This window comes from Streptomyces sp. CBMA291 (genome assembly GCF_014596525.1).
Lineage (GTDB): Bacteria > Actinomycetota > Actinomycetes > Streptomycetales > Streptomycetaceae > Streptomyces.
Genome location: NZ_MSJP01000006.1, coordinates 1 through 25,864, shown reverse-complemented (window position 1 = coordinate 25,864; position 25,864 = coordinate 1). Strand labels below are relative to the sequence as shown.

The following is a 25,864-nucleotide window of genomic DNA, read 5'->3' as shown; positions in this document are numbered from 1 at the left end:
CTAAACCAGGATCGGCACCGGTTGGAACACCTACAGCCGCCTGCTCTGATTCCCGGCAGCATGGCATCCGCCGGGGCTCCCTCAGGCTGAAGGCCGAGGAGCCCCGGCTTCCCCCTCCGCCATCGCACCCCACACGAGATACCCGGCCTGCCCGTCACTCCCTCCCCCTGCTCACCTCACTCGCCCCCGCGGCTTCAGCGGAGTCGCGGGCAGTTCCGGGGCCGACAGCCGGGTGCCGTCGTAGCCGCGTACCTCGCCGAAGCGGGAGCCCTTCTCCCAGTCGTCTCGTGCCTGTGCGATCTCCTCGCCGGATCGGCCGATGAAGTTCCACCACATGACGATCTCCTCCGCGAACGGCTCCCCGCCCAGGAGCATCAGGCCCGCGTCCGAGTCCGCGCGCAGGGGCAGTTCCGTGCGGCCGCAGCCGAGGTAGAGCATGGAGCCCGGCAGGATCGGGACGCCGTCGACATGGGACGCGCCGGACATGGCCAGGACCGCGTACTCGAAGTCGGGGTCCAGGGGGAGGCTCGTCTCCGCTCCGGCGGTCAGTGTGAGGTCGGCGCCGACGATCGGGGTGTACGTGGTGCCGGGCGAGCGGGCTCCGTCGAGGGAGCCGAGGATCACGGTGGCGGTCAGGCCGGGTGCGGTGACCCGGGGCAGTTCGGCGTGGTGCTGGAAGTGCGGTTCGACATGCCGGTGCGCGTTGGGGAGGGCGACCCAGAGCTGAGCGCCGTGCAGAAAGCGGGCGTGCGGGCGGGGGCTCTCCTCGGAGTGGGAGATGGCGCGGCCCGAGGTCATGAGGCCCAGCTCACGCGGGCGGATGGTCTGGAGGACGCCGGTGGAATCGCGGTGCAGGACCTCGCCCTCGTGGAGCCAGCTGACCGTCTGGAGCCCCATGTGCGGGTGCGGCGGGACCTGCATGCCCGGTTCGTCGGCGATGTCGTCGGGGCCGTAGTGGTCCACGAAGGCCCAGGCGCCGACCATCCGCCGTCCCAGGTTCGGAAGCAGCCGGCGGACCTCGGTCGACTCGCCGAGCCGGACGCGCCGAGGGCTGAGGAGTTCCCGTACGGGCTCCGCTACGACGAATCCGCGACCGCCGCACACGGTCAGATCGGCCTGACGATCAAGATTACTCATGACGCTCCACCCATCGCTGTGGAATGTTCAACCATCCAGGTCTGTTGACCTGGTCGACCGCCACACAGAGTGGCAGATACGGGGCCCCGGAGAGGAAGAGCAAGTGAGCGACACGTACTACGAGTTCGGAACGGCCGCCGAGCGCTGGGATCGGGCCCAGTTCTTCTTCGACTCGAAGGAGTACGGAACCGCCGTCCGCATCCTGCGCGGTCTGGTCGCCGAGCACCCTGAGCAGACGGCCCAGCGACTCCTGCTCGCTCGCGCCTACTACCACTCCGCCCAGCTCTCCCGGGCCGAGACCGAACTGCTCGCCATCCTGGAGCGCGACCCGGTCGAGCACTACGCCCGGCTGATGCTCGGCCGCACCCTGGAGCGCCTGGGCCGCAAGGACGAGGCGGCGCCGCATCTGCGCCTCGCCGCCGCGATGGCGGGCGAACTGCCGGACGCCTGAGCCCGAGCCGCCTCCACGCCCGGGTCCCCACCGCCGGGGACCCGGGCGCGCGCTTTGAAGGGCCGGGTACCCCTGAGCGGCCGGGCCTCTCGGCCGGACCGGACCCCCTGGCCGGGCCAGTCCTGGTGGGCGGACCGGACCCCTGGTCGGGCCTGGTGGGCGGCGGCCGGGCCTGGCGGGTGGGGCCAGGACTGGCGGGTGGGCCGGGCCTGGTAGGCGTAAGGGCGCGTCTCCCCGGGCCCCAGGCCCCTACCCACCCCTGGCGATTCCCCCGCCTCCTCACGCGGTCTTGATACCCCCGCACGGTATATTCGGCCGCCCGGGAGGTCATCACTGTGCGTGCGCATCGGGCGGGACACGCTTCGACGGCGGGAGGCGCTTCGGCGCGTCTTCTGCTGGTCGTCGTGCTCGCGCTCGGGGTGTTCCTGATGCATGCCGTCGGCCATCCCGAAGGGTCCGGCGGCGATTCCGCGCGCGGTTCCGGTTCCGTGGCGGGCGTCATGGCCGGGGCCGAGGACTCCGGCCACGGCTCCCCCCACGGCGACGGCGACGGTTCCGGCCCCCGGCACGGGCCGATGCCCGGGATGGACATGACCACCCTCTGCGTGGCCGTCCTCGTCGGCTGGCTGCTCTCCGGTCTCCTCCGCCCCGCACTCGGCCACCGCCCCGACCGGCTCGCCCTTCTTCTCGCCCGGCTCGTCGCGCTCGGGCCGCAGCCGCCACCGCCCCGGCCCCCCGACCTCTCCCGACTGTCCGTCCTGCGGATCTAGGCCGTACCCCACCCCGCGGGCGCCTCGCGCTGCCCGCGGACCACCCGGCCCACCCCATCCGCGTACGACGCGTACCCACGGGTACGAACAGCGACACGAGGTCTCATCATGCGTATCCTCACCCAGCGCCCCACCCGCACACTCGCTCTGGCGGGTGCCGTCACCGCCGCCGGGCTTCTCCTCGCCGCCTGCGGCACGGACGGCGCCACCGGCACCGCCACCACCCCCGCCCCGGCCACCGCGTCCGGACCCGCGGCCCCCGGCCCCTTCAACGAAGCGGACGTCATGTTCGCGCAGATGATGATCCCCCACCACCAGCAGGCCCTGGAGATGGCGGAGCTGGCCGCCGGGCGGGCCGAGGACCCCGAGGTCAAGGCCCTCGTCGCCGCGATCGAAGGGGCCCAGGACGCGGAGATCCGGAAGATGCGGTCCTGGCTCAAGGGCTGGGGCAGGCCCGAGTCCACAGGGCCCACATCCACCGGGTCCGCATCCGCCGGGCACGAGTCCACCGGGCACGGCTCCGGCGGGCACGGCATGGCCGGGATGATGTCGGAGCAGGACATGAAGGGCCTGGCCGCCACCCGGGGCAAGGCCTTCGACCGTACGTTCGCCGAGCTGATGATCGCCCACCACGAGGGTGCCGTCGCCATGGCGAGGGAAGAGCAGCGCGGCGGCGGCAACGCGACCGCCAAGGCGCTCGCCGACGACGTCGTGCGCACCCAGTCCGCCGAGATCTCCGCCCTGCGGAAGATCCTCGACCGGCTCTGACCGGCCCGTTCCCGCACCGCACACGGCGGGGTGGCCCGTCCTTCCTCGGAGGGACGGGCCACCCCGGCGGGCCCTCACCCCCGATAGGCCTCAAGGAGCCGCAGCCACACCTCGCTCAGCGTCGGGTACGAGGGAACGGCGTGCCACAGTCGGGAGAGCGGGATCTCCGCGACGACCGCGAGGGTCGCCGCGTGGACGAGTTCGCCGACGGCGGGGCCGACGAAGGTGACGCCGAGCAGCACCTCCCGGTCCAGGTCCACCACCATCCGGGCCTGCCCCCGGTAGCCCTGTGCGTACAGCCCGGCGCCCGCGACCTGCCGCATGTCGACGTCCACCGCCCGCACCCGGTATCCGGCCCGTCCCGCCTCGGCGTACGAGAGGCCGACGGCGCCCGCCTCCGGGTCGCTGAAGACCACCTGCGGGACGGCGGCGTGATCGGCGGTGGCCGTGTACGCGCCCCAGCCGCTCTCGTCGAGCGCGGTGCCCAGGGCGCGGGCGGCGATCGCGGCTCCGGCGATCCGGGCCTGGTACTTGCCCTGGTGGGTCAGGAGGGCGCGGTGGTTGACGTCCCCGACGGCGTAGAGCCAGTCGCTTCCGGTGACCCGGAGGCTGTCGTCGACATCGAGCCAGGAGCCCGGCTCAAGACCGACCCGTTCCAGGCCGATGTCCTCGGTGCGCGGGGCCCGGCCGGTCGCGAAGAGCACCTCGTCGCCCTCGACGCGGTCGCCGCCCTCCAGGACCACGGTGACCGGTCCCGTACCCCCGTCGCGGACGACGGCGGTGACGGATGCGCCGGTACGGATGTCGGCGCCGCGCCCGGTGAGGGCGCGGGTCACGTGTTCCCCGGCGAAGGGCTCCATCCGGGGGAGCAGCCCGTCGCCCCGGACGAGCATCGTCACCCGGGAGCCGAGGGCCTGCCAGGCGGTGGCCATCTCCACGCCCACCACTCCCCCGCCGACCACGACGAGACGCTCGGGCACCCGGTCGGAGCTGGTCGCCTCGCGGCTCGTCCAGGGCCGGGCTCCGGGCAGTCCGGGCAGCTCCGGCAGGACGGCGCGGCTGCCGGTGCAGACGGCGACGGCGTGCCGGGCGGTGAGGACCCGCCGCTCGCCTTCGGAGGGCTCGACCTCGACCTGTCGGGGGCCGAGGAGGCGGCCGTGGCCCCGGAAGACCCGTACGCCGATGGAATCGAGCCAATCCAGCTGGCCGTCGTCCTTCCAGTGGCCGACGACCTCGTCCCGGTGCGCGAGGACCTCGGGGGCGTCGAGGGGGCCGTGGACCGCGCCGCGCAGACCTGCGACCTTGCGGGCGTCGGAGCGGGCGAGGGCGGGCCTCAGCAGGGCCTTGCTGGGCATGCAGGCCCAGTAGGAGCACTCGCCGCCGATCAGCTCGCTCTCGACGATCGCGGCGCTCAGGCCCGCCGCCGCGACCCTGTCCACGACGTTCTCCCCCACCGGGCCCGCGCCCAGGACCACCACGTCGTACGTGTACTCGTCTGCTGCGTCGACCGTTCGTGTCATGGCTCACAGTCTGCGGCAGTCGGTGGAATAGCGCGGCTCGATCCGCCGTTGTGCCCGTCGAGTCCCCAGGGGACCGTGAGGACACCGCCAGGAGACCCGAAAGGTAGGCAGCATGAGCACCGTAGCTCTCACAAAGGACAACTTCGACGAGGTCGTCAGTGGCAACGGCTTCGTCTTGATCGACTTCTGGGCGTCCTGGTGCGGGCCCTGCCGTCAGTTCGGACCGGTCTTCGAGGCGGCGTCGGAACGCCACCCGGACCTGGTGTTCGCCAAGGTGGACACGGAGGAGCAGCAGGAACTCGCGGCGGCGTTCGAGATCCGCTCGATCCCCACGCTGATGATCGTCCGTGACAACGTGGCGGTCTTCGCCCAGCCGGGTGCCCTGCCGGAGGCCGCTCTGGAGGACGTCATCGGCCAGGCGCGGAAGCTCGACATGGACGAGGTCCGCAAGTCCGTGGCGGAGGCGCAGGCCCAGGCCTAGTGACCCACCGCGAGGGGGGTACGGGAGACGGTTCCCGTACCCCCCTCGTGTGCTGTCCGGGGGCGTGACCTCTCCGACCCGGGGGTACGGTCACCGTCCTCGGGGCCGTATCCCCGGGTCAGCGCTCCAGGACCAGGGCGAGGCCCTGGCCTACGCCGATACAGAGGGCCGCGAGGCCGGTTCCGGAGCCCGCCGCCGCCAGCTGGTGTGCCACCGATCCGGCGATCCGGGCGCCGGACGCGCCGAGCGGGTGGCCGAGGGCGATGGCTCCGCCGCGCGGGTTGACGACCTCCGGGTCGAGTTCCGGCCATGCGGCGAGGCAGCCGAGCGCCTGGGCGGCGAAGGCCTCGTTGAGTTCGAAGGTCCGCAGATCGGCGAAGCTCCGGCCGGCCTTTCCCAGGGCCCGTCGGACCGCCTCGACCGGGCCCAGGCCGAAGAGCTGCGGTTCGATGCCGGTGACCGCCGAGGAACGGATCCGGGCGAGGGGTTCGCGGCCGGTCTCGCGCAGGCCCTCCTCGTCGACGAGGAGGAGAGCCGCCGCGCCGTCGTTGAGCGGTGAGGAGTTGCCCGCCGTGACGGTGCCGCCGTCGGGGCGGAAGGCGGGCTTGAGCCTGGCGAGGGCTTCCATCGAGGTGTTGTCGCGGACGCACTCGTCGCGGGTGAGGTCCGCTCCCGGGCAGGGCACGACCTCGTCGTCGTACAGCCCCTTCGCCCAGGCTTCGGCGGCCTTGCGGTGGCTGGCGAGGGAGAAGGCGTCCTGCTGTTCGCGGGTGAGGGCGTGCCGGTCGGCGATCAGCTCGGCGCCCTCGCCGAGCGCGACGGTCCACTCGGCGGGCATGCGCGGATTGGTCATGCGCCAGCCGAGGGTCGTCGAGTGGAGCTGCTGGTGGCCCGCGGGGAAGGCCCGTTCGGGTTTCTGTAGGACCCAGGGGGCGCGGGACATGGACTCGACGCCACCGGCGACGACCACCGAGGCGTCGCCGAGGGCGATGGCGCGGGCCGCCTGGATCACCGCTTCGAGGCCGGAGCCGCAGAGGCGGTTGAGGGTGACGCCGGGGACGGTGACCGGCAGTCCGGCGAGCAGGGCCGCCATCCGGGCGACGTCGCGGTTGTCCTCGCCCGCGCCGTTGGCGTCCCCGAGGTAGACGTCGTCGATGCGGGCCGGGTCGAGGGCCGGTGAACGGTCGACGAGCGCCCGGATGGCATGGGCCGCGAGGTCGTCGGGGCGGACGGAGGCGAGGGCGCCGCCGAACTTTCCGATCGGAGTGCGGACGGCGTCGACGATGTAGACGTCGCGGATGCTCATCGGTTCTCTCCCACCTGGCCTGCGGAACGACTCTGTTCGCCCGGGGGAAGCGTTTCCGCCGGGTCGCGCGCGCAGAGTCTGTGCCCCGGGACCCCTCCTGTCAACGGGGCCCTTCCCCGAGGGAGCGGCATGGGGAGAGGGCGGGGCGTCAGCCGTCCGTGACGGTGCGTGCCAGGGGGGTGAGGCCGTAGTCCAGCTCGCGTCCGTCGACGAGGAGTGCCTCGACCGTACGGGTCTCGGGGTCGATGTCCGCTCTGATCCCGTGTCCTTCGTAGATCGGATAACCGGACTCCCCGTACCGCCCGGTGGTCTCGACGACGGCCGAACGGACGGCGCTGTCGGCCACGGCGGCGCCGCCCCGGTCCTCGACGTGCGCGGGCACCAGCAGGATCTCGAACCGCTTCGGAACAGTGCTCATGGACCGACGCTAAGCGCTCGGCCGGACTCCCGCCGGACGACCCCGGGTCCCCCCGGGGAGCGGCCCCCACCGGGCGTCGTACTGTCGGTCCCGGGCGTGCCCTTCGGGTGGGCCTTCGGGGGGTGGGCCGGCGGGGACCGGTGTGCCTGGAATCGGCGGAAAGGCGGCATCGTGCGTCTGCACACCACCACGTGGGGGTCCGGAGACCGGACGGCTCTGCTCGTGCACGGGCTCATGGCCGACCATCGCACCTGGCGGCGGGTCGGGCCCGCGCTCGCCGGGCGGGGGTACCGGGTGATCGCGGTGGATCTGCGGGGGCACGGGGAGAGCGCGCGGGCCGGAGGGCTCGACGGGTACCGGCCCGCCGACTACGCCGACGACCTCGTCGAGACCGTCCCCGAGGGTGTGGAGCTGGCCGTCGGGCACTCGCTCGGCGGGCTGGCCCTGGCGGGGGCCGTCGACCGGCTGCGGCCCGCCCGCGCGGTCTACTCCGATCCCGCCTGGCGTCTGGGCCGGGGGCCGAACGGCTACCGGGCCGAGGTGTTCGTCCGGGGCAAGTCGCTGACCCGGGAGCACATCGGCGCGTTCAACCCGTCCTGGGCGGAGGCCGATCTGGACGCCGAGATGGCGTCGGTACGGCTCTGGGACGAGCGGACGGCGTACGCCCTGGAGCCGTTCGTGGGCGCCGACCTGTGGCCGGACCGCCCCGCCGTCCCCTCCCTCGTCGCGCTCGCCGACCCGAGCACGCTGGTCTCCGCCGACGCCGCCCGGATGCTGGCGGAGCGCGGGTTCACCGTGCGTACGGTGGCGAAGGCGGGCCACAGCATCCACCGGGACGACTTCGAGGGGTTCATGTCCGCGCTCGACGGGTGGATCTGACGGTTTCGCGCGCGGGGCCGTACGAGGGCCCCGTGGCGGGCTCGCTCAGTTGTGGCCGAACTTGCGTTCCTTGCGGTGGGACGCGTGCTCCACCAGGGGCATGGTGGGCTCCTTCTTCGGCGTCGAGGGCTGTTCCTTCGTGGCGGCGTCGGTCCGGTGCTCATGGCCGCCGGTACGCGCTCCCCGGTTGGTCCGGGTCTGTTTCCTGCCCACGATCGTGCCTCCCGTGACGGGTGTCGGAGTGGGGTCCGTGTCCCCTCAGCCTGGCACGGGGGCATCGGGGCCGCATGTCAGACGGGCGGGGCGAGGACCCGGGTGAAGGCGGTCAGGGCGGGCGCTCCCGGGGCGCGGTCGAGGACGGCGAAGACGATCTCCTCGAAGTGGCCCGCGAAGCGTCCCGCGCCGGTGAGGTGCGCCCGGAAGGCTCCCGCGACCCGCACGGGGTCGTTGCGGAAGACGCCGCAGCCCCAGGCGCCGAGGACCAGGCGCCGGTATCCGGTGGCCGCCGCGGTTTCGAGGACCCGTTCGGCGCGGGTGGCGAGGGCGGCGGGCAGCAGCGCCGCGCGCTCGGGGGTGCGGCTGCGGACGACGCCCGCGTTGGGGGCTGGAGAGGTGAGGAAGCCGACGGTGAAGGGGTCGGCGAGGAGAGCGCCCCGGTCGTCCCGGAAGACCGGGACGCGCGGCGAGTGGATCACCCGGTCGGTGTAGAAGGGGTCCCGGTCGGCGCGGTGGTGGGCGTAGTAGTCGGGGGCGCGCAGCAGGGTGGTGTAGAGGGCGGAGGCGCGGCAGAGCGCCTCTTCCTGGGCCTGGGCGCCGTTGAGGTAGCCGCCGCCGGGGTTGCGGGCGGAGGCGAAGCTCAGGACGGCGACCGGGCGGGCGGCGTCGGCCCTGGTCATCCGGCGGGCGGCGGCGAGGCTGCTCTCCGGGGTGACGGGGAGCGCGGGGGTCCGGTCGGTGTCGGGGGTGACGGGGACGGGTTCGGGGCCGTGGAGCCGGGTTTCGGCCAGTGCGCGGGCCAGGTCCTCCCCGAGGGAGACGGTCCGGCCGTCGGGGGCGCGGTAGTGGCCCGCGGCGACGATCTCCTCGGTCTGGCGCGCGAGGGCGCGCAGTCGTGCGCTCATGGTCGCGAGTGTGATCGTTTCGCCGGGGGCGGGGCAACGGGGTTTTCCGGGCGCCCCGGTGGTGGGGGGTGGGGCGGTGAGGTTTTTCCGGGCACCGCCACGGTGCGGGAGTGCGGTCCCGTGGCCGGTGGACCGTGTGGTTTCGGACGGCCGGTGGCCGAGGCACGGGGGGCGCTCTTGCACGTCGTCCGGGGGTGGCTTTAGGTGGAGTCAGCAACTCCCCGGGACCCGTCCCGATGACCAGGAGGTGTTCGAATGCCGTTCAGCGGCCCGCCGCACGGCGGTCCCCCTCTCTCCGAGAGGGAAGCGGAGGATCTGCTCCGATGTATCTGCTTCAAGACCGGGCCGCCCCGTACCGTCGGGGTGGAGCTGGAGTGGCTCGTGCACGAATTGCGCGACCCCCGGCTTCCGGTCCGGCCGCCGAGAATCGCGGCGGCCTTCGACACCGTGCGGTCCCTGCCGCTGGTGTCGTCCCTCACCTTCGAACCCGGTGGGCAGCTGGAGCTCAGCTCGCGCCCGGCCGGTTCGCTCATGGAATGTCTCGACACCCTCGCCGCCGATCTGCGGGCGGTCCGGTCGGCGCTCGCCTCGCTCGGTCTCACCCTCAACGGCTACGGGGTGGATCCCTGGCACGCGCGGCGCGGCCGGGTTCTCCAGGAGCCCCGGTACGACGCGATGGAGGCGGCTCTCGACCGCACGGGCCCGGCCGGGCGGGCGATGATGTGCGAGTCGGCCTCGGTGCAGATCTGTCTCGACGCGGGTCTCGCCGAGCCGGGGCCGCTCGGGTACGACCGCAGATGGCGGCTCGCGCACCTGCTCGGCGCGGTTCTGGTGGCCGCCTTCGCGAACTCGCCGTTGCACGGGGGCCGCAGGACGGGCTGGCGGTCCACCCGGCAGGCGCTGTGGACCGATCTGGATCCCCTTCGCGCCCTCGCGCCTTCCCAGGACGGGGACCCTCGTACGGAGTGGACGGCGCACGTCCTGGACACCCCGGTGATGTGCGTACGGGCCGAGGAGGGGCCGTGGGCGGTGCCGGAGGGGCTGACCTTCCGGGAGTGGCTGCGCTCGGGCCTGCCGTATCCGCCCGACGCCGACGACCTCGCCTATCACATGACGACCCTCTTCCCGCCGGTACGGCCGAGGGGGCATCTGGAGCTGCGGATGGTCGACGCGCAGCCCGGCGAGGACGGCTGGATGGTGCCGGTGGCGGTGACGACGGCGGTGTTCGACGATCCCCGGGCGGCGGAGAGCGTCTACCGGGCGGTGGCGCCGCTCGCGGAGCGGGCGGGGCCGGGACCGGCGCCGCGCAATCCGCTCTGGCTCGCGGCGGCCCGGGACGGTCTCGCCGATCCGGAGCTGCACACGGCGGCCCGTGCGGTGTTCGCCGCGGCGCTTGAGGCGCTGCCCCGGATCGGGGCCTCTCCCGAGGTGCTGCGGGCCGTCGAGGCGTTCCAGGAGAAGTACGTGATTCCCGGGAGCTGCCCGGCCGACGACTTCGAGGCGGTGCCGTCGTGACGGTGAGCGAGACGGACTTCGGCCGGCCCGGCGAGGAGGAGCTGCGGCGGCGGGTGCTGACCGCGCTGACCTCCGCGCGGGATCGTACGGCGCTGCTGACCTCCTGTGTCGATGACGGTGAACTCACCGCCCAGCATTCGCCGTTGATGTCGCCGCTGGTCTGGGATCTGGCGCACATCGGCAATCAGGAGGAGCAGTGGCTGTGGCGGGCGGTGGCGGGCCGTGAGGCGCTGCGGCCCGAGATCGACTCGTTGTACGACGCCTTCGAGCATCCGCGTGCCGCGCGTCCCTCGCTTCCGCTGCTCGCCCCGGGCGAGGCCCGTACCTACGCGGCGGACGTGCGGCTACGGGTGCTCGACGTGCTGGCCGGGGCCCGGTTCGACGGGCGGCCGCTGCTCGACGAGGCGTTCGCCTTCGGGATGATCGCGCAGCACGAGCAGCAGCACGACGAGACGATGCTGATCACCCATCAGCTGCGGGAGGGGCCGTCCGCGCTGCCCGATCTTCCGCCGCCCGATCTGCGGACGGGCCCGCTTCCGTCCGAAGTCCTGGTGCCGGGCGGTCCGTTCACCATGGGGACCTCGGGCGAGCCGTGGGCGCTCGACAACGAGCGTCCCGCGCATGCGCGGTTCGTGCCCGCCTTCCATCTCGACACCACGCCGGTCACCAACGGCTCCTATCTGGCCTTCATGGCGGACGGCGGCTATACGGACCCGCGCTGGTGGCGGCCCGAGGGCTGGGCGCAGATCCGGGAGCACGGCATCGCGGCGCCGCTGTTCTGGCGTCTCGACGGCGGGCAGTGGCTGCGCCGCCGCTTCGGGGTGACGGAGCCGGTCCCGGAGGAGGAGCCGGTCGTCCATGTGAGCTGGTACGAGGCGGACGCCTACGCGCGCTGGGCGGGGCGCAGGCTGCCGACCGAGGCCGAGTGGGAGAAGGCGGCCCGGCACGATCCGGTGTCCGGGCGGTCGCGGCGCTATCCGTGGGGGGACGCCGATCCGGGTCCCGGCCACGCCAATCTCGGGCAGCGGCATCTGCGGCCCGCGCCCGCCGGGAGCTTCCCGGAAGGCGCCTCGCCGCTCGGCGTACGGCAGTTGATCGGCGATGTGTGGGAGTGGACGGCGAGCGACTTCCTGCCGTATCCGGGGTTCCGTGCCTTTCCGTACAAGGAGTATTCGGAGGTCTTCTTCGGTCCCGCGCACAAGGTGCTGCGCGGTGGGTCGTTCGCGGTGGATCCGGTCGCCTGCCGGGGCACCTTCCGCAACTGGGACCTTCCGGTGCGGCGGCAGATCTTCGCCGGGTTCCGGACCGCACGGGACGCGGAGCTTGCCTGATGTGTCGTCATATCGCTTATGTAGGCGATCCGTTGACGCTCGGCGAGCTGCTGGTGGCACCGTCGCACGGCCTGTTGCGCCAGTCCTGGGAGCCCCGCAGGCAGATCAGTGGCGTGGTGAACGCCGACGGGTTCGGGGTCGGCTGGTACGCGGAGGGCGACGTGGTGCCCGCCCGGTACCGGCGGGCGGCCCCGATCTGGGGGGATCCGTCCTTCGCCGACCTCGCCCGGGTGGTCCGCTCGGGAGCGCTGCTCGCGGCGGTCCGGGGGGCCACCCGGCCGGGCGCCGACGGGGAGGCGGCAGCGGCTCCCTTCGCTGCCGGGCCCTGGCTGTTCAGCCACAACGGCGCCGTCGAAGGCTGGCCGGACTCCCTCGCGCCGCTCGCCGGGACGCTGTCGCCGGGCGAACTGCTCGGGATCGAGGCGCGCACCGACTCGGCGCTTCTGTGGGCGCTGGTGCTGCACCGGCTGCGGGCCGGGGATCCACCGGGCGAGGCGCTGGCCGCCACGGTCCGGGAGGTCGCCGGGGCCGCGCCCGGCTCCCGGCTGAACCTGCTGCTCACCGATGGCGGCCGGATCGACGCGACCGCCTGGCGGAACAGCCTGTGGTACCTGACGGGCTCCGGCCGGACGGTCGTGGCCTCGGAGCCGTACGACGACGATCCGCGCTGGCGGGAGGTTCCCGAGCGGACGCTCGTGACCGCCACCCGTACCGAAGTCACTCTCACCCCGCTCAAGGAGCCGTCCGCGTGAGCACGTTCCAGCTGACCCGTACCCTCGCCCCGGACGCCACGGGCGCCGCTCTGCGCGCCGATGTCCTCCACGGGCTGACCCGTTTTCCCAAGGAGCTTCCGCCGAAGTGGTTCTACGACGCGCGGGGCAGTGAGCTTTTCGAGGAGATCACCCGGCTTCCGGAGTACTACCCCACCCGGGCGGAGCGGGAGATCCTGAAGCGGCGGGCGCCGGAGATCGCGGCCGTCACCGGGGCCCGGACCCTGGTGGAGCTGGGGTCCGGCTCGTCGGAGAAGACCCGGTTCCTGATCGACGCGCTGCTGCCGGAACTCGACAGCTACGTGCCGGTGGACGTGAGCGAGTCCGCGCTGACCGGGGCGGCGCAGGCACTGCTCGCCGAGCGGCCGGAGCTGCGGGTGCACGCCCTGGTGGCCGACTTCACCCGGGGGCTCGGGCTGCCCGGGACACCGGGCCCGCGTCTGGTGGCGTTCCTCGGCGGCACCATCGGCAATCTGCTGCCCGGGGAGCGGCGGACCTTCCTGCGTTCGGTGCGGGCGATGCTGACCCCGGGCGACGCCCTGCTCCTCGGCACGGACCTGGTGAAGGACGAGGCGACGCTGGTCAGGGCCTATGACGACGAGGCGGGGGTGACGGCGGCGTTCAACAAGAACGTGCTGTCCGTGATCGACCGGGAGCTGGCGGCGGACTTCGATCCGGACGACTTCGACCACCTGGCGGTGTGGGACCGCGAGCAGGAGTGGATCGAGATGCGGCTGCGGGCCCGCCGCGCCCTCACCGTGAAGATCCCCGAACTGGATCTCGCGGTGCCGTTCGCGGCGGGCGAGGAGATGCGGACCGAGGTCTCCGCGAAGTTCCGTCAGGCGGGGGTGCGGGCCGAGCTGGCCGAGGCGGACCTGGAGCTGGACCGGTGGTGGACGGATGGCGAGGGGAGGTTCGCCCTGTCGCTGGCGACCGCCCGCTGAGCCGCCGCCGCCAGGGCCCCCCGGTCCGGGTGGCGGAAGGCGGGAAGGGGGTCCCGGAGCCGGACGACGGCGGTGATGTGGCGGGTGGTGACGACCCGCCACATCGAGGCGCCGAGCGAGTCGGCGCCGACATAGGCGGCGGCGTCGGTGGGGGCGTACTCCAGACGCACCGGCTGGACCGTGGCGCCCGCGTCGAGGACCGCCTGGAAGGCGGCGGGCCGGAAGCGTCCCCCGGCCCGGCCGCACCAGGTCGAGCCCTCGGGGAAGACGACGACCCGGCCGCCGTCCGCGAGCACCCCGGCCATCGTCCGTACGGTGGCGGGCAGGGCCCTGAGCCGGTCGCGGTCGAGGAAGACGGTGCCGCCGAGTGCGGCGAGGAGCCCGAGGACGGGCCAGCCGCGCACCTCGGTCTTGGCGACCATCCGGCCTGGCAGCACGCCCGCGACCAGGGGGATGTCGAGCCAGGAGACATGGTTGGCGGCGACCAGGAGCGGCCCGGCGGCGGCCGTTCCCTCGTAGCGGACGCGGACGCCGAAGGCGCGGACCACCGCCCTCGTCCAGTGTCGGACGAGGGCGAGCCGGGCGGCGGCCGGCAGCAGACCGGCCGCCGGGGCGCACAGGATGCCGAGGACGACGGCGCCGAGCCCGGCGGTCAGCCGGGCCACGGCCCGGACGGTGCCCGCCCGCTCCCCCACGGGCCCTGCGGGCGCGGGGGGCGGGTGGACGGTGCAGTGGCCGGGGACGCAGGGCGAGGAGGGGAGCCAGGGCGAGGGGGTGGCGGGCCCGTTCACCGTGCCGGGACGAGCGACAGGAAGTGGTTGAGGTAGCGCGGGTTGGTGCGGCGCAGCGAGAGCAGGACGTAGAGGTCGGCGACGCCGAAGTCGGGGTCGTGCGCGGGGGCGCCGCAGACCCAGGCGCCGAGGCGGAGGTAGCCGCGCAGGAGCGGCGGGAGTTCGGTGCGGCCCTCGGGGCGGGTGATGCCGTCGGGGCTCCACAGCTTGTGCGGGGTGACCCAGTACTCCTCGGGCGCGAGGTGCTTCTCCTTGACGGTGTCCCAGGTGGCGGCGGCGAGCGTGCCTCCGTCGGCGAGGGACAGGGAGCAGCATCCGGCGAGCCAGTTGTGGCCCGCGTTCGTCATGTAGCGGGCGAGTCCGGCCCAGATGAGGCCGATGACGGCGCCGCCCCGGTGCGCGGGGTGGACGCAGGAGCGGCCGACCTCCACGAGGTCGTGGCGGATCGGTGCGAGCCGGGCGAGGTCGAATTCGCTCTCGGAGTAGAGGCTGCCGACGACGGCGGCCCGGTCGGGCGGCAGGATGCGGTAGGTGCCGACGACTTCGCCGGTGGTCTCCTCGCGGACGAGCAGGTGGTCGCAGTAGGCGTCGTAGGCGTCGATGTCGAGGCCGGGCTCGGGTCCGTCGAGGCGGGCGCCGAGTTCTCCGGCGAAGACCTGGTGGCGCAGCCGCTGTGCGGCCCGTACGTCCTCCTGGGTCCGGGCGAGCCCGACGACGTAACGGGGCTCGGGCTGCCCGGTGGGGGCGTGCGGCTGGGCGGGGACGGTGAGCGTAGGGGTCGGTGCGGCCATGTCGGACTCCTCCGGCGTACGGAAGGGGCAAGGTCGGAACCGGGCCGTGCGAGCGGTGGCCCGGCTCCTTACTTCTTCCGTGGGCGGCTGGATTCGACGTGACCGTCCGGGGGATCGCGGGTGTGCGAACGCTGAATGCTATTCGGCGAGGGTCTGGGTGATCGCCTCCGAGGCCAGCTTGGCGGCGCGCATCGGGTCGCCGCCCTGGAGGACGGAGGTCATGTAGGGCTTGATGGGGTTGTCCGCCTCGACGTTCGCCCACTGCGCGGAGTTGGGGGTGGCCCGGCCGCGGGCGGCGCCCTGGGCCATGACGGCGGTGGCCTCCTCGCCCGCGACGACGGAGGCGAGGCCCTTCTTGTTGGGCACGTACCCCATGGTGCGGGCGAGGTCGGACTGCCACTTCTCGCCGGCGAGGGCCTTGACGACGTCGATGGCGGCGGTGCGCTGGGGTGCGTTCTGCGGGATGATGAGGTCGGATCCGCCGGTGAAGACGGCGCAGGGCTGGCCTTCCTTCAGACCGGGTATCGGGAAGTAGCCGAGCTTGTCCTTGAGGCCCGGGTTGGCCTTGAGGATCGCGGCGACGGCGGAGGGCGCGGCGATGAGCTGGGCCACGTCGCCCTTGGCGAAGATGTCGGCCTGCGGGGGGTTCTGCTCGTCGGCGTTCTTGGGGCCGGAGCCGAGGGACTGGAGTTCCTTGTAGAAGGCCATGCCGCGCCGGGCGGCCGGGCTTTCGAGGGCGCCGGTCCACTCGCCGCCCTTGTCGGTGGCGAGTTCGCCGCCCTCGTCCCAGATGAAGCCGGCCAGGGTGTACCAGTCCTGTCCGGCGAGGTAGATGCCCTGGGAGCCCTTGCCGTTCAGCTTCTCGGTGTCCTTGAGCCACTCGGCGCGGGTGGCCGGGGGCTTGGTGATGCCCGCGTCGGCGAACAGGTCCTTGTTGTAGATGACGATGCGGTTGGCCGCGTACCACGGGATGCCGTACTGGGATCCGCCGATGCTGCCGGGCTGGGCGAGACCGGGCAGCCAGTCCTCGGCGCCGAGGTCGCGGACGGACTCCAGGGTGAGGTCGAAGAGCCTGTCGGTGTCGGCGTACTGCGCGACCTGCGTGTTGCCGACCTCGATGACGTCGGGTCCGCCGGAGCCCTTGATGGCCTCGGTGACCTTCTTGCCGATGCCCGTCCACTCCTGCACGGTGAACTTGAGCTTGACGCCGTCGTGCTCGTCCTCGTACGCCTTGGTGAAACGGTTGAGGAAGTCCTCGCTGACGCTCTCCCGCATGAGCCAGACGTTGACGGTCTTCGTCCCGCCCCCTCCGCCCGGGAGCATCCCGCAGCCTGCGAGGGCGAGGGCGGTGGCGGCTGCCATGGGGCAGGCGAGGTGGCGGTTCTTCACGTGTGGTCACCTTCTGCGGTTCAGCACAGGTTTCGTGCGGAAAGGGAGTTCTGACCCGACATGGGGGGACCGAACGGGCTGTTCGCGCGGGTATGTGGCCTGGATTCTGGTCCGGACCATCGAGATGGTCAAGTCCTTGACCATTCCGTTCCGTCCCGCATGCACACGACCTGGGGCATTACCTTCGGTAATTACCCATCGGTACCCACGTGTCGGCCGCGCGGCCCCCGTCATGTCGCGCTCCGCCCCTCTCTGGGGCACGGTGGAGGGAACGCACCGAGAGGAGCGGCTCCATGTCGAACCACACCTATCGCGTCACCGAGATCGTCGGCACCTCCACCGAAGGGGTGGACGAAGCCATCCGAAACGGCATCGAACGGGCTTCGCAGACTCTGCGGGGCCTCGATTGGTTCGAGGTGACGGAGGTCCGCGGGCACCTCGCCGACGGCACGGTCAAGCACTACCAGGTGGGACTGAAGGTCGGGTTCCGGCTGGACGGGGAGGACTGAGGCCTCCCCGAGCCCGGCACCCCGCGGCATGCCGGGCGGGACCCGGGACGGCCGGAGGCCGCGATACGCCTGTCACGCGCTCAGAGTAGGAGCGCGACGCCCTCGGCGCGCCCGTTGTCCACGGGTTCACAGGAAAGACGGGACACGTGCTCCGCCGGGACGCCGCAGACGCCCCGGCCGCCTCGGGAATCCCCGCGCCTCCCCCGCGTTGAACCCGAGGTGAGCACCTTTCCCGACGGCATCCGTTTCTCCGTTCTCGACCGCTCCCGCACCCGGGCGGGCGAGGGCGCCCCGGAGGCCTTGCGCGCCACCGTGGGCCTGGCCCGGGAGGCCGAGGCCCTCGGCTTCCACCGCTTCTGGGTGTCGGAGCACCACGGCGTGCCCGGGGTCGCCGGTTCCGCGCCGACGGTGCTCGCCGCCGCCGTGGCCGCCGCCACCTCGGACATCCGGGTCGGTACGGGCGGGGTGATGCTGCCCAACCACCGGCCACTGGTCGTCGCCGAGCAGTTCGGCGTCCTGGAGGCGCTGTTCCCCGGCCGGATCGACATGGGCGTCGGCCGTTCGGTCGGCTTCACCGACGGCGTCCGGCGGGCGCTGGGACGGGGCAAGGACGAGGCGGACGGGTTCGCCGAGCAGCTGGCCGAGCTGCTCGGCTGGTTCACCGGGGAGCAGACGGCCCACCCGGGGGTCCGCGCCCGGCCCGCCGAGGGGCTGAGGGTCCCGCCGTTCGTCCTCGCGACGGGTGCGGGAGCGTCGGTCGCCGCCTCGGCGGGGCTGCCGCTGGTCGTCGGCGACCTGCGTGGCCGGGACCGGCTGCGGGCCGCCGTGGACACCTACCGCTCCGGCTTCCGGCCCTCCGCCTGGGCGGCGGAGCCCTATGTGGTGGTCGCGGGCACGGTCGTGGTGGCTCCGAGCCGGGAGGAGGCACGCCGGCTGCTGACACCGGAGGCCTGGTCCCTGGCGCAGTCGCGCACCCTGGGGGTGTTCCCGCCACTCGAAGCACCGGAGCGGATCGAGGGGCTGCCGATGACGGAGCGGCAGCGCGGCTTCTACGAGAACGCGCTGAGCGGTCATGTGCACGGCACGGCGGAGGAGGTGCGGGAGGCGCTGGAGCGGGCCGTACGGGAGACCGGGGCCCAGGAGGTGCTGGTCACGACGAGCACCTACGACCGGGCGGCGCTGAGCGCGTCGTACCGGGGGCTGGCACGGGCCGTCGGACTCAGCACGCGGGGCGACGGGCTCAGCGCGCGGGGCGACGGCGGGACGTCTGCCGTCGGGACGTCGACCGCCGTCGCCCCGGTCGCCGTCGCCCCGGTCGCCGTCGCCCCGGTCGCCGGGGCCTCGGATGCCGGGGCCTCGGCCTTCGGGGCGACGGCTGCCGGGATGCCGACCACCGGGGCCTCCGCCGCCGGGACTCCGGCCATCGGGACCGCGACCATCGGAACCCCGGACTGATTCGGCGGACCGGAGCCGGGTCGGGGCCGAGGCCGGGCTTCGGGGACCCGGGATCCAGGACCGGGGCCCGGGGCCATCGGAAACCCGGGATCCAGGACCGGCGTCCAGGGCCGAGGCCCGGGGCCCGTCCGCCGGATGCCCCGTCGGAGCCACCCCGACCAGGGCAAACGGGGCCCGGCGGATAAAATCCTGGTATGCACGACAGCCCCCATGACCCGTACGTCCGCGTCCGAGGCGCCCGCGAGCACAATCTCGACGGGGTCGACGTCGACATCCCCCGGGACGCGCTGGTCGTCTTCACCGGGGTGTCGGGCTCGGGCAAGTCGTCCCTCGCCTTCGGGACGATCTACGCGGAGGCCCAGCGGCGCTACTTCGAGTCGATCGCCCCGTACGCGCGACGGCTGATCCACCAGGTGGGGGCGCCCGTCGTCGGCGAGATCACGGGGCTGCCCCCGGCGGTCTCCCTCGAACAGCGCAGGTCCTCCCCCAACGCCCGCTCCTCCGTCGGCACCGTGACGACGCTCTCCAACTCCCTGCGGATGCTGTTCTCCCGGGCGGGGCGCTATCCGGCGGGCGCGGAGCGGCTGGACTCGGACGCCTTCTCGCCCAACACGGCGGCGGGCGCCTGCCCCTCGTGCCACGGTCTCGGCCGCGTCCACGACACCAGCGAGGAACTCCTCGTCCCCGACCCCGATCTGTCGATCCGTCAGGGAGCCGTCGCCGCCTGGCCGGGCGCCTGGCAGGGGAAGAACCTGCGGGACGTCCTCGACGCCCTCGGCCACGACGTCGACCGGCCGTGGCGCGAGCTGCCCGCGAAGGACCGGGAGTGGATCCTCTTCACGGACGAGCAGCCGGTGGTCACCGTCCACCCGGTGCGGGAGGCGGGCCGCATCCAGCGCCCGTACCAGGGCACCTACACGAGTGCCCGGCGATACGTCCTGCGGACCTTCTCCGACTCCAAGAGCACTTCGCTGCGCGCGAAGGCCGAGTCCTTCCTGACCAGCGCGCCCTGCCCGGTCTGCGGCGGCGGGCGGCTGCGGCCCGAGGCGCTGGCGGTGACGTTCGCGGGCCGGAGCATCGCGGAGCTGGCCGCGCTGCCGCTGACCGCGCTCTCCGGGGTCCTGGCCGCCGGTGCCGGGGAGCCGGGGGACGGCACGGAGACCGCGCGGGTACTGGGCGAGGACCTGGTGGCCCGCATCGCCACGGTCACCGAACTCGGCCTCGGCTACCTCAGCCTGGACCGGGCCACCCCGACCCTCTCCAACGGCGAGCTACAGCGCCTCCGGCTCGCGACCCAGCTGCGCTCGGGACTCTTCGGCGTGGTGTACGTGCTCGACGAGCCGTCCGCCGGACTGCACCCGGCGGACACCGAGGCGCTGCTCGTGGTCCTCGACCGGCTCAAGGCCACCGGGAACTCGGTGTTCGTCGTGGAGCACCACCTCGATGTCGTCCGGCACGCCGACTGGCTGGTCGACGTCGGGCCGGGCGCGGGCACGCACGGCGGGCGGGTGCTGCACAGCGGACCGCCGGAGGGACTCGCGGACGTGCCCGAGTCCGCGACCCGGCGTTTCCTCCTCGACCCGGCGCCCGCACCGGTCCGGGAGGTCAGGGAGCCGTCCGGCTGGCTGCGGACCGGACCGGTCACCCGGCACAACCTGCGCGGGGTCGAAGCGGCCTTCCCCCTCGGCGCGCTGACCGCCGTCACGGGCGTGTCCGGCTCCGGGAAGTCGACGCTCGTGGGCGCGCTGACCGAGGAGCCGTCCGGGGCGGGCCGTCCGGTGACGGTGGACCAGCGGCCGATCGGCCGTACCCCGCGCTCCAACCTGGCCACGTACACGGGGCTCTTCGACGTGGTGCGGAAGCTGTTCACGGAGACGGAGGAGGCGCGGGCGCGCGGCTACAAGGCGGGCCGCTTCTCCTTCAACGTGGCCGGCGGCCGGTGCGAGACCTGTCAGGGCGAGGGTTTCGTCTCGGTGGAACTCCTCTTCCTGCCCAGTACGTACGCGCCCTGCCCCGACTGCCACGGCGCCCGCTACAACCCGGAGACCCTCCAGGTGCGGCTGCGGGGGCTGACCATCGCCGAGGTGCTCGACCTGACCGTCGAGTCCGCCGCCGCGTTCTTCGGCGGCACCCCCGCCGCCGCCCGGAGTCTGCGCACCCTGCTCGACGTGGGTCTCGGCCATCTGCGCCTCGGTCAGCCCGCCACGGAACTCTCCGGCGGGGAGGCCCAGCGCATCAAGCTCGCCACCGAGCTTCAGCGCCCGCACCGCTCCCCCACCGTCTACGTGCTCGACGAGCCGACGACGGGGCTGCACCCGGCGGACGTCGAGGTCCTGATGCGCCAGCTGAACGGTCTGGTGGACGCGGGGCACACGGTGATCGTGGTGGAGCACGACATGGACGTGGTCGCCGCCGCCGACTGGGTCGTCGACCTGGGTCCGGGCGGCGGCGACGAGGGTGGCCGCGTCGTGGCGGCGGGCCCGCCCGCCGAGGTGGCCCGGTCCCGGGAGAGCCGGACGGCACCGTATCTGGCCAGGGCCCTGGCGGAGTGAGACCAGGGCCCTGAGGGGCGGATACGGGGCCCCGGGCGGGACCCTGCCCGCCGGGGCGCTGCATGAACACCACGATGCTGCGGGCGGCGCTCCGCGCCAGGTCGGCGCGGTGGTCCTGCTCCACCAGGGCCAGCGAGCCCGGCTGAGGCGGCTGGGGCGGCTGGGGCGGCTGGGGCGGCTGGGGCGGCTGCCGATGGTGGGCCCAAGTCGCCGTCGTGCCGGTACGGCAGCCGGTCAGCCGACGCGTCCACGCGACCTGGCGCGCCGACGCCGGGCGCAGGCCGTCCATCCGCGCCGTCGTGGAGGCGCTGCGGGCGACGGGGGCGCGGCTCTCCGTCCGAGGCCGGGCGGGCGGGGGTGCCTCAGGACGGGCGAGCGAGCGCGCGAGGGCCTCCGAGGCCGGGCGGGCGAGGGCGTCCGAGGCCGGGCGGGCGCCGGGGCGTCCGCCCGGTCCGGTTACCCCTTGACCTTCCTCCGGGCCCGCAGCCACTCCTTGTTCATCGCCGAAATCGACGGGAGCGGGATGCCCTTGGGACAGGCCGTGGCGCACTCCCCCGTCAGGGTGCAGCCGCCGAAGCCCTCGGCGTCCATCTGGGCGACCATGTCGAGGACCCTGGTCTCGCGCTCGGGCGAGCCCTGGGGCAGGACGTTCAGGTGGTTGATCTTGGCGGAGGTGAAGAGCATCGCCGAGCCGTTGGGGCAGGCGGCCACGCAGGCGCCGCAGCCGATGCACTCGGCGTGTTCGAAGGCCGAGTCGGCGTCGGCCTTGGGGACCGGGGTCGCGTGCGCCTCGGGCGCCGAGCCGGTGGGCGCCGAGATGTAGCCGCCCGCCTCGATGACCCGGTCGAAGGCCGAGCGGTCGACGACGAGGTCCTTGACGACGGGGAAGGCAGACGCCCGCCAGGGTTCGACGTCGATGGTGTCGCCGTCGCGGAAGGACCGCATGTGCAGCTGGCAGGTGGTGGTGCGTTCGGGTCCGTGCGCGTCGCCGTTGATGACGAGGCTGCACGCGCCGCAGATGCCCTCCCGGCAGTCGTGGTCGAAGGCCACCGGGTCCTCGCCGCGCAGGGTGAGGTCCTCGTTGAGGGTGTCGAGCATCTCAAGGAACGACATGTCGGCGGAGACGCCGTCCACGTCGTAGGTGGACATGGCGCCGGGGGCGTCGGCGTTCGCCTGGCGCCAGACGCGCAGGGTGAGCTTCATGCGTAGCTCCGCTGGGTGGGGTGGACGTACTCGAAGGTGAGGTCCTCCTGGTGGAGGACGGGTGCGGCGGCGCCGGTGAACTCCCAGGCGGCCGCGTAGGAGAACTCCTCGTCGCGGCGGGCGGCCTCGCCGTCGGGGGTCTGGGACTCCTCGCGGAAGTGGCCGCCGCAGGACTCGGCGCGGTGGAGCGCGTCGAGGCACATGAGTTCGGCGAGTTCCAGGTAGTCGACGATCCGGTTGGCCCGCTCCAGGGACTGGTTGAACTCCTGGCCGGTGCCGGGGACCTTGACGCGCCGCCAGAACTCCTCGCGGATCTCGGGGATGCGGGCGAGGGCGGTGCGCAGCCCTTCCTCGGTGCGGGCCATGCCGCAGTGCTCCCACATGAGTTCGCCGAGTTCTCGGTGGAAGGAGTCGGGGGTGCGGTCGCCGTCGACGGAGAGGAGCCGGTCGAGCCGGTCCCGGGTCTCGGCGAGCACCTCGCGGACGGCGGGGTGCTCGTCGGTGAGGGGTTCGGCGTGCGGGTGCCTGGCGAGGTAGTCGTTGATGGTGGCGGGCAGCACGAAGTAGCCGTCGGCGAGGCCCTGCATGAGGGCGGAGGCGCCGAGCCGGTTGGCCCCGTGGTCGGAGAAGTTGGCCTCGCCGATGGCGAAGAGACCGGGGACGGTGGTCTGGAGGTCGTAGTCGACCCAGAGTCCGCCCATCGTGTAGTGGACGGCGGGGTAGATCCGCATGGGGACCTCGTACGGGTTCTCCGCGGTGATCCGCTCGTACATGTCGAAGAGGTTGCCGTACTTCTCCTCGACGGCGGCGCGGCCCATCCGGTGGATCGCGTCGGCGAAGTCGAGGTAGACGCCCTGTCCGCCGGGTCCGACGCCCCTGCCCTCGTCGCAGACGTTCTTGGCGGCGCGGGAGGCGATGTCACGGGGGACGAGGTTGCCGAAGGAGGGGTAGATGCGCTCCAGGTAGTAGTCGCGCTCGTCTTCGGGGATGTCGGCGGCGGGGCGGGTGTCGCCCTTCGCCCTGGGCACCCAGATCCGTCCGTCGTTGCGGAGGGATTCACTCATCAGGGTGAGCTTGGACTGGTGGTCCCCGGTGCGCGGGATGCAGGTGGGGTGGATCTGTGTGAAGCAGGGGTTGGCGAAGTACGCGCCGCGCCGGTGGGCCCGCCAGACGGCGGTGGCGTTGGAGTTCATCGCGTTGGTGGAGAGATAGAAGACGTTGCCGTAGCCGCCGCTGGCGAGGACGACCGCGTCGGCGTGGTGGGTGGTGATCTCTCCGGTGATCAGGTCGCGGGCGACGATGCCGCGGGCCCGTCCGTCGACGACGATCAGGTCCAGCATCTCCGTACGGGCGTGCATCTCGACGTTGCCGGCGGCGATCTGCCGGGAGAGTGCCTGGTAGGCGCCGAGCAGGAGCTGCTGTCCCGTCTGGCCCCTGGCGTAGAAGGTGCGGGAGACCTGGACGCCGCCGAAGGAGCGGGTGTCGAGGAGTCCGCCGTACTCGCGGGCGAAGGGGACGCCCTGGGCGACGCACTGGTCGATGATCTCGACGGAGATCTGGGCGAGGCGGTGGACGTTGGACTCGCGGGCGCGGAAGTCGCCGCCCTTGACGGTGTCGTAGAAGAGGCGGTGGATGGAGTCGCCGTCGTTGCGGTAGTTCTTGGCCGCGTTGATGCCGCCCTGGGCGGCGATGGAGTGGGCGCGGCGCGGGGAGTCCTGGAAGCAGAACTGGACGACGTGGTAGCCCTGTTCGGCGAGGGTGGCGCCCGCGGAGCCACCGGCCAGACCGGTGCCGACGACGATGATCCGGTGCTTGCGGCGGTTGGCGGGGTTGACCAGCCTGGCCTGGAAGCGGCGGGTGTCCCAGCGTTCGGCGATCGGGCCCTCGGGCGCCTTGGTGTCGGCGAGCGGCTCGCCGGTCGTGTAGTCGAGGTAGCTCATGGTCAGCTCACCAATCCGGTCATGACGGCCACGGGGATGGAGACGAAACCGGCGGTCAGGACGAGCGCGAGACCGTTGGCGATGATCTTGAGGATCCGGTCCCGGCGCGCGCTGCCGACGCCGAGGGTCTGGGCGGCGCTCCAGAAGCCGTGCCGGATGTGGAGTCCGACGGCGAGCATGGCGACGAGGTAGATGACGTTGCCGTACCAGGTGGAGAAGGTGTCGATGATGTTCTGGTAGGGCTTCTCGGCCTCGAAGCCGCCGGAGTGGACGGTGCCGGTGGTGAGGTCGAGGATGTGCCAGACGATGAAGAGGGCGAGGATGATCCCGCCCCAGCGCATGGTGCGGGTGGCGTAGGAGGCGCGCTTGCGGCGGTGCGCGTATCCGGTGGGGCGGGCCTTCAGATCGCGGCGGCTGAGCTGGTACGCGGAGACGCCGTGGGCGACGACGGCGGCGAGCAGCAGGACGCGGGCGGCCCAGAGGATCCACTCGCGGTGGAAGAAGGGGGCGCCCACGACGCGCAGCCAGTGGGCGTACTCGTTGATCTCCTCGGGGCCGAAGAAGATCTTGAGGTTGCCGAAGAGGTGGGCGACGAGGTAGCCGAGCATGATCAGCCCGCTGACGGCCATGACCGTCTTCTTGCCGATGGTCGAGGAGAAGAATCCGCGTGACGGTGTGGGGGACGGCGGTCGGCGCGTCGTCCGGTCCCTCGTGGGTGCCAGAGCCATGCACCCGACGCTAGGGCCGAATGACCCAAGAGGTCCAAGACATGGTCCGGCTGATATCGATAGGCCTTGACTATCTCCCTGGCCTACTCTGGGTCCATGCAGTTCCAGCAGCTCCTCTACTTCGTCGCCGTGGCGGAGACTCGCCATTTCACCCGGGCCGCCGAGCGCGTGCACGTCTCGCAGCCGTCCCTCTCCCAGCAGATCAAGGCACTGGAGCAGGAGTTGGGCGCCGAGCTGTTCAGCCGCGCCCGGGGCAACATCACGCTGACCGACGCGGGCGAGGCCCTGCTGCCGCTGGCGCGCCGCATCCTCGCGGACACCGAGACGGCCAGGATCGAGGTGCAGGAGCTGGCACAGCTGAAACGGGGCCGGGTGCGGCTCGGCGCGACCCCGAGCCTGTGCACGGGACTGCTGCCGGACATGCTGCGCGCCTTCCACGATCTGCACCCGGGGATCGAGCTGCTGATCCAGGAGAGCGGCTCGCACGATCTCGTACGGGAGCTGGCGCGCGGCTCGCTCGACCTGGCCCTCGTGGTGCTGCCGCTGCCGAACCCGTCACCCGCCCTGACCACGGTCGAGCTGCTCAGGGAGGACCTGGTGGTGGTCTCCGCCGCCTCGGCCCCCGCCCCGGCGCGCCCGGTGCGGATCAAGGACCTCAGGGACCAGCCGCTCGTGATGTTCCGGCACGGCTACGACCTGCGGGACCTGACGGTGGCCGCCTGCCGGGCGGAGGGGTTCGAGCCGACGTTCACGGTCGAGGGCGGGGAGCTGGACGCGGTCCTCGGCTTCGTACGGGCCGGGCTCGGGCTCGCGGTCGTGCCCGCGATGGTCGCGGCGCGCGCGGGCCGCGACCTGCGGGTGACGGCCCTCGCCCGGCCGGGTCTGCGCCGGACGATCGCCCTTGCCCACCGCAGCGACGTGGCACCGCCGAGGGCGGCGAGGGAACTCCAGCGCGTCCTGCTGGCCTCCCGCCTGGACGACGGTGACGACCCCGGCGGCGACGGCCGCCCGCAGGTAGTCGCGGACGTCTCGCTGGTCGCTGCGGGCGGCGGTGGCGATCTGGGTGATCGTCACCGCCGCGCCGTCGCGGGCGTA

The 25,864-nt window shown here is 73.0% G+C and carries 23 protein-coding genes and 2 pseudogenes; 13 read left to right on the top strand and 12 right to left on the bottom strand.

The features are described 5' to 3' along the window. Positions 1-171: 171 nt before the first annotated feature. Positions 172-1,137: a pirin family protein gene (locus BU197_RS01030; protein WP_188266229.1), complete on the bottom strand. Its 966-nt coding sequence runs from the start codon at positions 1,135-1,137 to the stop codon at positions 172-174. 103 nt (positions 1,138-1,240) lie between these two features. Here BU197_RS01030 and BU197_RS01025 point away from each other — a divergent pair, with 103 nt between their 5' ends. The 3 genes from BU197_RS01025 (at position 1,241) to BU197_RS01015 (ending at position 3,126) form a co-directional block, all read left to right on the top strand. After that, positions 1,241-1,588, top strand: a complete 348-nt coding sequence (locus BU197_RS01025) for a tetratricopeptide repeat protein (RefSeq protein ID WP_188266228.1) — start codon at positions 1,241-1,243, stop codon at positions 1,586-1,588. Positions 1,589-1,992: 404 nt separating this feature from the next. Continuing rightward, the gene (locus BU197_RS01020) at positions 1,993-2,358 is read left to right on the top strand and encodes a DUF6153 family protein (RefSeq protein ID WP_188266227.1); all 366 of its coding nucleotides are present in this window, start codon (positions 1,993-1,995) and stop codon (positions 2,356-2,358) included. 108 nt (positions 2,359-2,466) lie between these two features. Continuing rightward, positions 2,467-3,126, top strand: a complete 660-nt coding sequence (locus tag BU197_RS01015; protein WP_188266226.1) for a DUF305 domain-containing protein — start codon at positions 2,467-2,469, stop codon at positions 3,124-3,126. A 74-nt stretch (positions 3,127-3,200) separates the two neighbouring features. On the opposite strand, the gene BU197_RS01010 is transcribed toward BU197_RS01015, so the two are convergent. Beyond that, positions 3,201-4,646 carry a dihydrolipoyl dehydrogenase family protein gene (locus BU197_RS01010; RefSeq protein WP_188266225.1) on the bottom strand — a complete coding sequence of 482 codons (1,446 nt, stop codon included), beginning with the start codon at positions 4,644-4,646 and terminating at the stop codon, positions 3,201-3,203. 112 nt (positions 4,647-4,758) lie between these two features. On the opposite strand from BU197_RS01010, the gene trxA reads away from it, so the two are divergent. After that, entirely contained in the window at positions 4,759-5,127 is a 369-nt protein-coding gene (trxA, locus tag BU197_RS01005) for a thioredoxin (protein WP_188266224.1), read from the top strand. Between the two features lie 118 nt (positions 5,128-5,245). Here trxA and BU197_RS01000 read toward each other — a convergent pair whose 3' ends face one another. Both BU197_RS01000 and BU197_RS00995 read right to left on the bottom strand, forming a co-directional pair. Beyond that, positions 5,246-6,433 carry a thiolase family protein gene (locus tag BU197_RS01000; protein WP_188266223.1) on the bottom strand — a complete coding sequence of 396 codons (1,188 nt, stop codon included), beginning with the start codon at positions 6,431-6,433 and terminating at the stop codon, positions 5,246-5,248. A 148-nt stretch (positions 6,434-6,581) separates the two neighbouring features. Then, a complete protein-coding gene (locus BU197_RS00995) occupies positions 6,582-6,851 on the bottom strand; it encodes a hypothetical protein (RefSeq protein WP_188266222.1) in 270 nt (89 codons plus the stop codon). Between the two features lie 171 nt (positions 6,852-7,022). On the opposite strand from BU197_RS00995, the gene BU197_RS00990 reads away from it, so the two are divergent. Then, complete coding sequence (locus BU197_RS00990; protein WP_188266221.1) at positions 7,023-7,730, top strand: alpha/beta fold hydrolase; 708 nt, start codon at positions 7,023-7,025, stop codon at positions 7,728-7,730. Between the two features lie 45 nt (positions 7,731-7,775). Here the strand turns inward: BU197_RS00990 and BU197_RS00985 are convergent, their stop codons facing one another. Both BU197_RS00985 and BU197_RS00980 read right to left on the bottom strand, forming a co-directional pair. Continuing rightward, the gene (locus BU197_RS00985; protein ID WP_188266220.1) at positions 7,776-7,943 is read right to left on the bottom strand and encodes a hypothetical protein; all 168 of its coding nucleotides are present in this window, start codon (positions 7,941-7,943) and stop codon (positions 7,776-7,778) included. Between the two features lie 77 nt (positions 7,944-8,020). Then, a complete protein-coding gene (locus tag BU197_RS00980; protein WP_188266219.1) occupies positions 8,021-8,851 on the bottom strand; it encodes a TIGR02452 family protein in 831 nt (276 codons plus the stop codon). A 255-nt stretch (positions 8,852-9,106) separates the two neighbouring features. On the opposite strand from BU197_RS00980, the gene egtA reads away from it, so the two are divergent. Genes egtA through egtD form a run of 4 tightly spaced genes read left to right on the top strand, consistent with a single transcriptional unit; the run spans position 9,107 to position 13,411 of the window. After that, positions 9,107-10,366 (top strand): ergothioneine biosynthesis glutamate--cysteine ligase EgtA, encoded by a 1,260-nt coding sequence (gene egtA, locus BU197_RS00975; RefSeq protein WP_188266218.1) that lies wholly within the window; start codon positions 9,107-9,109, stop codon positions 10,364-10,366. A gap of 2 nt (positions 10,367-10,368) precedes the next feature. Next, positions 10,369-11,697 carry an ergothioneine biosynthesis protein EgtB gene (egtB, locus tag BU197_RS00970; protein WP_188266217.1) on the top strand — a complete coding sequence of 443 codons (1,329 nt, stop codon included), beginning with the start codon at positions 10,369-10,371 and terminating at the stop codon, positions 11,695-11,697. Then, on the top strand, positions 11,697-12,449 hold the full coding sequence (gene egtC / locus BU197_RS00965) for an ergothioneine biosynthesis protein EgtC (RefSeq protein WP_188266216.1): 753 nt from the start codon (positions 11,697-11,699) through the stop codon (positions 12,447-12,449). Before egtB ends, egtC begins: the two co-directional genes overlap by 1 nt. Continuing rightward, positions 12,446-13,411, top strand: coding sequence for an L-histidine N(alpha)-methyltransferase (gene egtD / locus BU197_RS00960; protein ID WP_188266215.1), 966 nt, complete (start codon positions 12,446-12,448; stop codon positions 13,409-13,411). Before egtC ends, egtD begins: the two co-directional genes overlap by 4 nt. Here the strand turns inward: egtD and BU197_RS00955 are convergent. The 3 genes from BU197_RS00955 to BU197_RS00945 all read right to left on the bottom strand — a co-directional run bounded on the left by BU197_RS00955 (position 13,306) and on the right by BU197_RS00945 (position 16,382). Beyond that, positions 13,306-14,202 (bottom strand): lysophospholipid acyltransferase family protein, encoded by an 897-nt coding sequence (locus BU197_RS00955; RefSeq protein WP_411158427.1) that lies wholly within the window; start codon positions 14,200-14,202, stop codon positions 13,306-13,308. The genes egtD and BU197_RS00955 overlap by 106 nt on opposite strands. Then, positions 14,199-14,993, bottom strand: a complete 795-nt coding sequence (locus tag BU197_RS00950) for a GNAT family N-acetyltransferase (protein WP_188266214.1) — start codon at positions 14,991-14,993, stop codon at positions 14,199-14,201. Before BU197_RS00950 ends, BU197_RS00955 begins: the two co-directional genes overlap by 4 nt. 138 nt (positions 14,994-15,131) lie before the next feature. Then, positions 15,132-16,382 (bottom strand): extracellular solute-binding protein, encoded by a 1,251-nt coding sequence (locus tag BU197_RS00945; RefSeq protein ID WP_188266213.1) that lies wholly within the window; start codon positions 16,380-16,382, stop codon positions 15,132-15,134. 293 nt (positions 16,383-16,675) lie between these two features. On the opposite strand from BU197_RS00945, the gene BU197_RS00940 reads away from it, so the two are divergent. The 3 genes and pseudogenes from BU197_RS00940 to BU197_RS00930 all read left to right on the top strand — a co-directional run bounded on the left by BU197_RS00940 (position 16,676) and on the right by BU197_RS00930 (position 20,898). Beyond that, the gene (locus BU197_RS00940; protein WP_188266212.1) at positions 16,676-16,891 is read left to right on the top strand and encodes a dodecin; all 216 of its coding nucleotides are present in this window, start codon (positions 16,676-16,678) and stop codon (positions 16,889-16,891) included. 219 nt (positions 16,892-17,110) lie between these two features. Then, positions 17,111-18,121: pseudogene (locus BU197_RS00935) on the top strand (MsnO8 family LLM class oxidoreductase); the annotation flags it as partial. A 419-nt stretch (positions 18,122-18,540) separates the two neighbouring features. Then, complete coding sequence (locus BU197_RS00930) at positions 18,541-20,898, top strand: ATP-binding cassette domain-containing protein (RefSeq protein ID WP_188266211.1); 2,358 nt, start codon at positions 18,541-18,543, stop codon at positions 20,896-20,898. Positions 20,899-21,354: 456 nt separating this feature from the next. Here the strand turns inward: BU197_RS00930 and BU197_RS00925 are convergent, their stop codons facing one another. Genes BU197_RS00925 through BU197_RS00915 form a run of 3 tightly spaced genes read right to left on the bottom strand, consistent with a single transcriptional unit; the run spans position 21,355 to position 24,769 of the window. Further along, the gene (locus tag BU197_RS00925) at positions 21,355-22,101 is read right to left on the bottom strand and encodes a succinate dehydrogenase/fumarate reductase iron-sulfur subunit (protein ID WP_188266210.1); all 747 of its coding nucleotides are present in this window, start codon (positions 22,099-22,101) and stop codon (positions 21,355-21,357) included. Next, on the bottom strand, positions 22,098-24,041 hold the full coding sequence (locus BU197_RS00920; RefSeq protein WP_188266209.1) for a fumarate reductase/succinate dehydrogenase flavoprotein subunit: 1,944 nt from the start codon (positions 24,039-24,041) through the stop codon (positions 22,098-22,100). The genes BU197_RS00925 and BU197_RS00920 overlap by 4 nt, the downstream gene beginning before the upstream one ends. A 2-nt stretch (positions 24,042-24,043) precedes the next feature. Further along, complete coding sequence (locus BU197_RS00915) at positions 24,044-24,769, bottom strand: succinate dehydrogenase cytochrome b subunit (RefSeq protein WP_188266208.1); 726 nt, start codon at positions 24,767-24,769, stop codon at positions 24,044-24,046. A gap of 96 nt (positions 24,770-24,865) precedes the next feature. On the opposite strand from BU197_RS00915, the pseudogene BU197_RS00910 reads away from it, so the two are divergent. Beyond that, positions 24,866-25,747, top strand: a pseudogene (locus BU197_RS00910) (LysR family transcriptional regulator); the annotation flags it as partial. Positions 25,748-25,864 lie beyond the last annotated feature (117 nt).

Excerpts from the sequence above, each read along its gene's own strand:
- BU197_RS01030 (WP_188266229.1), bottom strand. The coding sequence starts at position 1,137 with ATGAGTAATCTTGATCGTCAGGCCGATCTGACCGTGTGCGGCGGTCGC.
- BU197_RS01015 (WP_188266226.1), top strand. The coding sequence starts at position 2,467 with ATGCGTATCCTCACCCAGCGCCCCACCCGCACACTCGCTCTGGCGGGT.
- BU197_RS01010 (WP_188266225.1), bottom strand. The coding sequence starts at position 4,646 with ATGACACGAACGGTCGACGCAGCAGACGAGTACACGTACGACGTGGTG.
- trxA (WP_188266224.1), top strand. The coding sequence starts at position 4,759 with ATGAGCACCGTAGCTCTCACAAAGGACAACTTCGACGAGGTCGTCAGT.
- BU197_RS01000 (WP_188266223.1), bottom strand. The coding sequence starts at position 6,433 with ATGAGCATCCGCGACGTCTACATCGTCGACGCCGTCCGCACTCCGATC.
- BU197_RS00995 (WP_188266222.1), bottom strand. The coding sequence starts at position 6,851 with ATGAGCACTGTTCCGAAGCGGTTCGAGATCCTGCTGGTGCCCGCGCAC.
- BU197_RS00980 (WP_188266219.1), bottom strand. The coding sequence starts at position 8,851 with ATGAGCGCACGACTGCGCGCCCTCGCGCGCCAGACCGAGGAGATCGTC.
- egtA (WP_188266218.1), top strand. The coding sequence starts at position 9,107 with ATGCCGTTCAGCGGCCCGCCGCACGGCGGTCCCCCTCTCTCCGAGAGG.
- egtC (WP_188266216.1), top strand. The coding sequence starts at position 11,697 with ATGTGTCGTCATATCGCTTATGTAGGCGATCCGTTGACGCTCGGCGAG.
- BU197_RS00950 (WP_188266214.1), bottom strand. The coding sequence starts at position 14,993 with ATGGCCGCACCGACCCCTACGCTCACCGTCCCCGCCCAGCCGCACGCC.
- BU197_RS00940 (WP_188266212.1), top strand. The coding sequence starts at position 16,676 with ATGTCGAACCACACCTATCGCGTCACCGAGATCGTCGGCACCTCCACC.
- BU197_RS00930 (WP_188266211.1), top strand. The coding sequence starts at position 18,541 with ATGCACGACAGCCCCCATGACCCGTACGTCCGCGTCCGAGGCGCCCGC.
- BU197_RS00925 (WP_188266210.1), bottom strand. The coding sequence starts at position 22,101 with ATGAAGCTCACCCTGCGCGTCTGGCGCCAGGCGAACGCCGACGCCCCC.
- BU197_RS00920 (WP_188266209.1), bottom strand. The coding sequence starts at position 24,041 with ATGAGCTACCTCGACTACACGACCGGCGAGCCGCTCGCCGACACCAAG.
- BU197_RS00915 (WP_188266208.1), bottom strand. The coding sequence starts at position 24,769 with ATGGCTCTGGCACCCACGAGGGACCGGACGACGCGCCGACCGCCGTCC.